The sequence below is a fragment of the Variovorax sp. F042 genome, from assembly GCF_057814215.1.
In genome coordinates, this window is record NZ_JBVASX010000070.1 from 1 (window position 1) to 297 (window position 297).

Annotated in this window: 1 protein-coding gene; it reads left to right on the forward strand. The window is 71.0% G+C overall.

Annotated features, from left to right (window positions below; translation table 11 throughout):
• A partial coding sequence (locus tag ACZYSP_RS35440; protein ID WP_489019229.1) for a LysR substrate-binding domain-containing protein occupies positions 1-297 on the forward strand: 297 nt, incomplete at both ends.

The following is a 297-nucleotide window of genomic DNA, read 5'->3' on the forward strand; positions in this document are numbered from 1 at the left end:
GACGAGCGGCACATTGCAAGACCGCTCGCGCTGGCGCGCATGTATGCCGTCGCCAGCCCCGCGTGGGTCGCGCGCCACGGTCAGCCGAAGCACCCGTCCGACCTGGAGGCATTTCCGCTGCTGGGCTTCGCGACCTGGGGGCCGAACCATTCGTGGCGCTTCACGCGCAAGGGCGAGACGGTGCACGTGCCGGTGCGCGGCCCGCTCACCACCAACAACGGCCAGGCACTGCTGTCCGCGGCCTTGGCCGGCGTAGGTGTGTTCGTGCAGGCCGAGGCGCTGCTCGGACCTGCACTC